General features: G+C 63.7%; 8 protein-coding genes. All 8 read left to right on the plus strand.

Features of this window, described 5'->3' with window-relative positions; genetic code table 11:
• The first annotated feature begins 103 nt into the window (after positions 1–103).
• Positions 104–643: a ferrous iron transport protein A gene (locus tag HY737_09195; GenBank protein MBI4598558.1), complete on the plus strand. Its 540-nt coding sequence runs from the start codon at positions 104–106 to the stop codon at positions 641–643.
• Between the two features lie 12 nt (positions 644–655).
• Positions 656–883 (plus strand): hypothetical protein, encoded by a 228-nt coding sequence (locus HY737_09200; GenBank protein MBI4598559.1) that lies wholly within the window; start codon positions 656–658, stop codon positions 881–883.
• Positions 880–2,082, plus strand: a complete 1,203-nt coding sequence (locus tag HY737_09205; protein ID MBI4598560.1) for a radical SAM protein — start codon at positions 880–882, stop codon at positions 2,080–2,082. Before HY737_09200 ends, HY737_09205 begins: the two co-directional genes overlap by 4 nt.
• Positions 2,079–3,791 carry a cobalamin B12-binding domain-containing protein gene (locus HY737_09210; protein ID MBI4598561.1) on the plus strand — a complete coding sequence of 571 codons (1,713 nt, stop codon included), beginning with the start codon at positions 2,079–2,081 and terminating at the stop codon, positions 3,789–3,791. Before HY737_09205 ends, HY737_09210 begins: the two co-directional genes overlap by 4 nt.
• Positions 3,776–4,849 (plus strand): radical SAM protein, encoded by a 1,074-nt coding sequence (locus tag HY737_09215; protein ID MBI4598562.1) that lies wholly within the window; start codon positions 3,776–3,778, stop codon positions 4,847–4,849. The genes HY737_09210 and HY737_09215 overlap by 16 nt, the downstream gene beginning before the upstream one ends.
• Positions 4,850–4,879: 30 nt before the next feature.
• Complete coding sequence (locus tag HY737_09220; GenBank protein MBI4598563.1) at positions 4,880–6,139, plus strand: NnrS family protein; 1,260 nt, start codon at positions 4,880–4,882, stop codon at positions 6,137–6,139.
• A 23-nt stretch (positions 6,140–6,162) separates the two neighbouring features.
• Complete coding sequence (locus tag HY737_09225; protein MBI4598564.1) at positions 6,163–6,507, plus strand: hypothetical protein; 345 nt, start codon at positions 6,163–6,165, stop codon at positions 6,505–6,507.
• Positions 6,500–7,685 (plus strand): nitrite/sulfite reductase (locus HY737_09230; protein MBI4598565.1); only part of this gene is annotated, 1,186 nt, incomplete at its 3' end. The genes HY737_09225 and HY737_09230, both read left to right, overlap by 8 nt.

The following is a 7,685-nucleotide window of genomic DNA, read 5'->3' on the forward strand; positions in this document are numbered from 1 at the left end:
CCAATGTCCATCCCGATCACCGTGTTCACTGCGATGGATGTCATCGCGGCACCTCCTGTCGGTTGGTGCCAGTATGACAGCGTTCAAGCGACCCAGCGTTTTCATGCTATCACCCCCTAGCGCTGTGCCGCGCAGCGGCACCGCTCGGCCCTTGGGCCGAGCAATCGCCTCCGGCGATGCGCTAGGGGGTGGGATGATCCAGTGTCCCTTGTGCGGCTATGTGATACGGCCGGAGCAGAAGACGACGGCGTGCGCGCGGTGTCCGCTCAGTTCGGGGTGCGACCTGACGTGCTGCGCGAATTGCGGCTATCAGTGGCCGGAAGCCTCGCTCCTCGTGACGTGGTGGCGCCGATGGCAACAGCGTCGGCAAACTCGGGCTCAAGCGCGGAGAGAGTCCCTGTGGGGACTGTCTCCAATGTCGGAGGTGCCACTGGAATGCTTGCCGATTGGTGAGACGGCGACGGTGGAATCGGTCCGCACGTCGCGCCATCGCTATTGGCGGCAGCTCAGCACGCTCGGCGTGGCCCCGGGTGCCGCGGTGTCCGTGCGCCAGCGGCAGCCGGCCCTGGTGATTCGGATCGGCGAGACCGACCTGGCACTTGATGCGGAAGCCGGCCGGGAAATTTTTGTTCAGCGAGCCTAAGGAGAGGGGGACATGGCGAGGGCGAAGACGGTGGAATGTCAGTACGCGCCGAAGATGTGCGCGCTGCTCGGAAAAGAAGTGTGGGCCATCATGACGAGGCCTCCCGGCGGGACGTGGCGCATCGTCAACTGCTTGGAAAAAGAGGAAGCATGCGGCGTGCTGCCGTGCGCCTTTACCACCGCTGACGGCGGCTGGCCGTACACGAATCCCATCCCCACGGAGCAGCGAGCCACAACATGATTAATATCACCAAACTGTATTGCGGGCTCACCAGCGGCAGCGATGCTTTGCGCTATGGGCAGGGGCACGGAGCTCCTCGCGAAGCACAGAGCCGCCGGCCGATCGTCGTCTGGACGATGAGCCGTCGCTGCAATCTCCACTGCGTGCACTGCTACACCGATTCGGAAAACCGCCAGTATCCAAATGAGCTGACGGTCGATGAGGCCCGGCAGATGCTGGAGGATCTGGCCCGGTTTCAGATTCCGGCCCTGCTCATGTCCGGCGGCGAGCCATTGCACCACCCGCATTTTTTCGAGCTGGCGTCGGCGGCGCGAGCCCAAGGATTGCGGTTAACGCTCTCCACGAACGGCACGCTCATCGATCAGCCCGCGGCCGAGCGCATCGTCGCGACCGGCTTCACATATGTGGGCATTTCATTCGACGGACTGGGCAAGGTGAATGACCAGTTCCGCGGCAAGCTCGGGGCGTTTGACGCCGCCCTCGCCGGGGTGCGGAACCTCAAGGCGCTTGGGCAGCGCGTGGGGCTGCGGCTGACACTCACGCGGCGCAACTTCGAGGCGCTGCCGCAGATTTTCGAGCTGGTGGAGCGCGAGGGCATCGATCGCGTGTGCTTTTACCATCTGGTCTATTCGGGGCGCGGCAGCCGGATCGCGAAAGATGATTTGAGCCACGAGGAAACGCGCGAGGCGCTCGATCAGATCTTTGCGTGGACGATCGCGCTGCAGAATCTCGGGCAGGAGGTGGAGGTGCTGACCGTCGATAATCATGCGGACGGCGTTTACCTCTATCTGCGGCTGCTGCAGCAAGACCCGGGACGGGCGGAGCTCGCCCGCCGGCTCATCGAGTGGAACGGCGGCGGGGCGAACTCCTCGGGGATCGGCATCGCCAACATCGATGCCGAGGGCTTCGTGCATCCGGATCAATTTTGGCAGACCCATTCGCTCGGCAATGTCCGGCAGCGGCCGTTCAGCGAGATCTGGACCGACAATGACGACCCGCTGCTGGCCGGGTTGCGCAACCGCTTGCCGCTGCTCAAAGGCCGTTGCGGAGCCTGCCAGTGGAAACAGATGTGCGGCGGCGCATTCCGCGTGCGAGCGCTGCAGGCCACGGGCGATCCGTGGGCGGAAGACCCGTCGTGTTATCTGACGGATGATGAAACGCTTGAACACGTCACGCACGCCACGGAGGTTTCCCGATGATGTCCCCACCGCTTCACCCGCTAGGCACGCGCGCCAAGATCTTATTGACCAGCGTCTTCGGACCGTACGCCAAGGACGACGCGTATGGCAGCCGAGCGCTCAATCCGATGGAGCTCTACCAGAACCAGGTGACTCGCGCGGAGGGGCCGTTTTCCTTGCGCATGTTCCACCGCTCCTGGGGCATTATGCTGATCCAGGCGAACATCAGCGCCCCCTGCACGGTGCTGGATTTTCCAACACTGGATCGTTTTGTGGACGAGCTGCGCCATTACCCCTATGACATCGTCGGAGTGAGCTCCATCATGCCGAATGTCGAGAAAGTCAAGGCGATGTGCCGCCTCGTGCGCAAGCATTTGCCCTCCGCCACGATTGTCGTGGGAGGGCATGTGGCGAACAAACCCGGGCTCCGCAAGGACGTCGAGGCGGATTATGTCGTGCCCGGGGAGGGGGTGCGGTGGTTTCGCCAATTCCTCGGCGAGGCGGCCGACCAGCCCATCCGCCATCCGCTGATTTCCTCCGCGATCAATACCCGGACGATGGGTGTGGATGTGAAAAACAGCGGGCGGGAAGCCGCGGCCACCCTGATTCCCTCGGTCGGCTGCCCGATGGGGTGCAATTTTTGCGCCACCTCCGCGATGTTCGGCGGCAAGGGCAAGTTCATCAATTTTTACGAGACCGGCGATGAGCTCTTCCACGTCATGTGCGGCATCGAGCGGCAGATGGGCGTGCGCTCCTTCTTCGTCATGGACGAAAACTTCTTGCTGCACCGCAAGCGCGCCTTGCGGCTGCTGGAGCTGATCGAAGAGCACGGCAAGGCCTGGTCGCTGTATATTTTCAGCTCGGCCCGGGTCGTGCAATCGTACCAGATCGAAGAGCTGGTGCGCTTAGGCATTTCGTGGGTCTGGATGGGGCTGGAAGGCAAGAACAGCCAGTACGCGAAGCTGAGCGGTGTGGATACCCCAACGCTCGTCCGCACGCTGCAAACGCATGGGATCCGCGTGCTGGGCTCGAGCATCATCGGGCTGGAGGAGCACACCCCGGAGAACATCGACGAAGCCATCGAATACGCCGTCAGCCACAGCACTGATTTTCATCAGTTCATGCTCTACACGCCGATTCCCGGCACCGCCCTGTATGCGGAGCATGCGGCCAAGCAAACGCTGAAAGACCCCAGCACGTATCAGGAGGGGGATATCCACGGGCAGGCCATCTTCAGGCACCTCCATCCGCATATCCAGCAGGGGCAGGAGAGCGAGTTCATCTTGAAGGCGTTCCGGCGGGATTTTGAGGTCAACGGCCCGAGCGTGCTGCGCATCGCGCGGACCGTCCTGGCCGGCTGGAAGCGCTATCGAGATTATGCCGATGTGCGGGTCCGGAATCGCTTCACGTGGGAAGCGCGAGATCTGGCCGTGTCGTTTCCCGCCACCCTCTGGGCCGCGCGGCGGTGGTTCAGCGCGCACAACCCGGAGCTGGTGCGCAAGCTCTCCGGGTTATTGGATGAGATTAAACGAGAGGTGGGCCTGAAGGCCCGGTTGGTCGCACCGCTCGCCGGGCGGTTCGTCTGGTCCAAATTGCGCCAGGAAGATCAGCGCCTCAAAGCCGGGTGGACGTATGAACCGCCCACGTTTTATGAAGTCAATGAGCACATGAGACGGCTGCGGCAGCAATGGATAGTTCCCCCATCGCCAATTCAATGGGTCAATCCGTGATACCTCGGCTGGTCTTCTGGGAAACCACCACCGGCTGCAATCTGGAATGCCGCCACTGCCGGCGGCTGGAAGTCGCCAAGGCGCTCTCCAGGCGGGACATGACCGCCGAGCAGGTCAAGCGCCATCTCATTGATGGCTTGCTGGGTGTTGGTCGCCCCGTGCTCGTGTGCTCCGGCGGCGAGCCGCTGATGCGGAGAGATCTCTTCGAGCTGGCCGCCTACGCCAAGAGCCGGGAGCTGCCGATTGCGCTGGCGACCAACGGCACCCTGGTCGATGACGCCACGGCGGATCGGATCATCGCCAGCGGATTTGAGCGCGTCTCGATCAGCCTCGATGGGGCGCAGGCGAACACGCACGATACGTTCCGCCAGCAGCAAGGAGCGTTTGACGGCGCGGTGCGCGGGATTCAGCGGCTGCGCGCGCGCGGCATGGGCCTGCAGGTCAACACGACGGTGACCCTGCACAATATCCAAGAATTGGAGGCGATCTATCAGCGGGTCGTCGAGCTCGGCGTCGAAGCGTGGCACGTCTTCATGTTCGTGCCGGTGGGGTGCGGCTTGACGATCCCTGCGGAGCAGCAATTAGCGTCCGAGCAATATGAGACCGTGCTGCATTGGCTCTTCGAGCGGGCGATGGAGCAGCGCATCTTTGTGCGCGCGACGTGCGCGCCGCAATATTATCGGATCTTGGCGCAATCCCGCAGCATCGGCAAGCTCCAGCGGCTCTCGAAATTCTCGACGCTGACAAAAGGCTGCCTGGCGGGCACGGGTATTTGCTTCGTCTCGCATACCGGGGAGGTCTTTCCGTGCGGCTACCTGCCGCTCTCCTCGGGCAACATCACGCGAACGCCATTTTCCGACATCTGGCATCAGTCCGCAATTTTTGAGGCGCTGCGGGATCCTGAGGATTTGGGAGGCAAGTGCGGCGCGTGCGAGTATAAACGCGTCTGCGGCGGCTGCCGCGCGCGCGCCTATGCCGCCACCGGCAACTACTTGACGGAAGAGCCCTGCTGCGCGTATAGTCCCTCCGTAGCGCAGGCGTCAGCCTGCGCGGCCTAACGTCCGCATTTCGCATCCCAACGACACGTCATGATCGGCTGGCAGGATGTTCGACGAGAACCATTTCGCCTCTTCTTTCCTCTCGGCGTCCTCCTCGGCCTCATCGGCGTGGGCCATTGGCTGGGGTATGCCACCGGTGTTGCGGCGGCCGCTTCCGGCTTCTTCCATGCGTGGATGCAAGTCGGCGGCTTTCTGACGTGCATCATCGTCGGATTCTTGCTGACGGCCCTGCCGCGCTTCGCCGCCGCCACGCCATCGACGACGCTTGAGCTGCTCGTCCTCCTGTCGCTCGCCGCGGCGCAACCCATCCTCCTCTCCCTCGGCCGCTGGATGGCGGCCGAGTGGTGTTTCATCGCCATCCTCGTCGGAGTGGCCGTCTTTGCCGGGCGCCGCTTTGCCAAGCGTAAGGCTAGCACGGGTCCGCCGACGGAGTTTGTATGGGTCGGCATCGCCATCGTGCACGGCGTGCTGGGTGCGCTGCTGCTCATCGGCGGGCAGGCCGGACGGCTGCCGGCGAGCGCGCTCATCGCGGGACGTCAGATGGTCCAGCAAGGCTTCGTGCTCTCTGTCATCCTCGGCGTCGGCGGCTTTCTAGCACCCCGCCTCATGGGGCGGGGGCTCGCGTCAGTGATGGCCACGGCGTCGGCGCGCCAGGTTAAGCGGCTGCGGCTGCGGCGCGCGCTGCTGCATCTCTTCGCGGGTGCCTGGCTCTTGTGGAGTTTTTGGCTCGAGGGGCAGGGAGCGGTCCGGCTCGCCTACCTGCTGCGCGCGGCCGTCGTCACCGCGGAATTAGCCTGGACCACGCAGTTTCTGCTGCCGCCGATTCCCCCGCGCATAGCCGAGGGGTATGTGCGGCTGCTGTGGGCGTCGTTGTGGGCGCTCGTGCTCGGCCTCTGGGGGGCGGCGTTGTGGCCGCGCTACCGCGTGGGCTGGCTGCATGTGACCTTTATTGGCGGTTTTACCTTAATGGTCTTTTCGGTGGCGACGATGGTCGTCCTCAGCCATGGGGGTCAGCCGCATCGGCTGCGCCAGCCGCTGTGGATCTTGCGGGTGGTGGCCGCCGGCGTGCTCAGCGCGGTCATCACCCGGGTGATGGCGCCCTACGATCCGGCGCATTTTTTCCTCCTGGTGGGGATCTCCGCGGCGTGCTGGATTTCGGCGGCCGGCAGTTGGCTGGCGTTTGCGCTTCCCGTGATCCTGCGCCCGGCGGATCCTGAAGCGTTTGAGCGGCTTCATGAGCGCGTCAAACGCGAGCCCGCCCGCGACGCTTCTCGACGACACCCGGCATAGCTTTTGCTATAATAATCAGAGCTATGCGCCTCATCGAAATTCCCCACAACCCCAATTGCGACGCGACGGATCGCGTCTTCCATGAGCTGGAACCGCCGCAGCCGGTGCGTCGCATTCGTCTTGAGCGAACGCTCGGGGTGCCGGAGTGGTTCGAGGTCACCGGCTGGATGGCGGATGGCCGCCGGTGTCCGGCGATGATCCAGAAGGTGGATGATTCCGGCGATGGCGTGGCCTTCCTCTTATTCGGGGGGGATGGCGGCCTGCGCTTTAGGCCGGATGGCTCGACGGCGCCGTGGAAACTTACGCAGCCGGAGCAGTGGGGGGAGCCGATGATGATGCTGACAACGCGCGAGGGTTGCGATGGCTGAGAATCTGCTGGATAAGCGTGTTGAGGAATTTTTGAGCGAAGCGCCGCAGGCGAGCCGCGAGGAAATTCTGGCATTCCGCGCTTTGGTCGAGCAATATTTCCTCGGGCAGATCACGCCGGATGAGTTCAAGGCCCGCCGCCTGCACATGGGCACCTATGGCATCCGGGCCACCAAAGACATCCACATGATGCGGGTGAAGATTCCCTCAGGCCACCTCACCGCCGAGCAGCTCGAGGCGGTAGCGGATGTGGCCGAGCAGTACTCCAAGGGCATCGCCCACGTGACGACCCGCCAGGACTTCCAGCTCTACTGGATTCCGACGAGAGAGGCTCCCCTGGCGATGGCGCGCATGGCAGCGGCGGGCCTCACGACGCGCGAAGCCTGCGGCAATAGCGTGCGCAATGTCACGGCCTGCCCGTATGCCGGGGTGAGCCCGACCGAACTCTTTGATGTCACCCCGCATGCCGATGCGGTCACGAAGCATTTTCTGCGCAATCCGGCGAGCCAGAAGCTCCCGCGGAAATTCAAGATCGCCTTCGAAGGCTGCCCGCAGGATCATGCCAAGACAGCGATCCACGACATCGGGGCGGTGGCGGCGTTTGGCGAATGGCAGGGCAAGCGCGTTCCGGGCTTTAAGCTCTATGTCGGCGGCGGATTGGGTGCCGCTCCGATGCAGGCGATCTTGCTGGAGCCATTCACCCCGACGAGCGAGCTGCTGCGCACCTGCGAGGCCGTCGTGCGCGTGCATGATCGGCTCGGCGACCGCAAGAACAAGGCGCAAGCCAGGATCAAATTCGTCGTCAAGCGATTAGGGCCTGAGGCGTTCCGCAACGAAGTCTTCGCCGAGCGTGACAAGCTACCCAGCTATTCGTATCCCGGCATGGACAACGTCGACGTGGCAGAGCAGCCCCCGACACCGTCGGTTCACCCCGCCCTTCAGGGCGGGGTCAACGGGACATTTTCTCGGTGGCAGTTCACCAACGTGCTGCCGCAAAAGCAGCAGGGGTATGTGGTCGTGACGATCCGCCTGCGCCTCGGGGATATCTCCACGGCGCAGATGCGAGGCCTGGCGCAGGTCATCCGCCGCTACTGCGGCGGGGCATTGCGGACCGCGATTGAACAGAACTTGCTCTTACGGTGGGTTCGGAATGAGCACGTGGCAGCACTCTTCTCGGAGC

It is taken from the genome of Candidatus Omnitrophota bacterium, assembly GCA_016209275.1.
Classification (GTDB): Bacteria; Omnitrophota; Gorgyraeia; order Aquiviventales; family Aquiviventaceae; genus JACQWM01.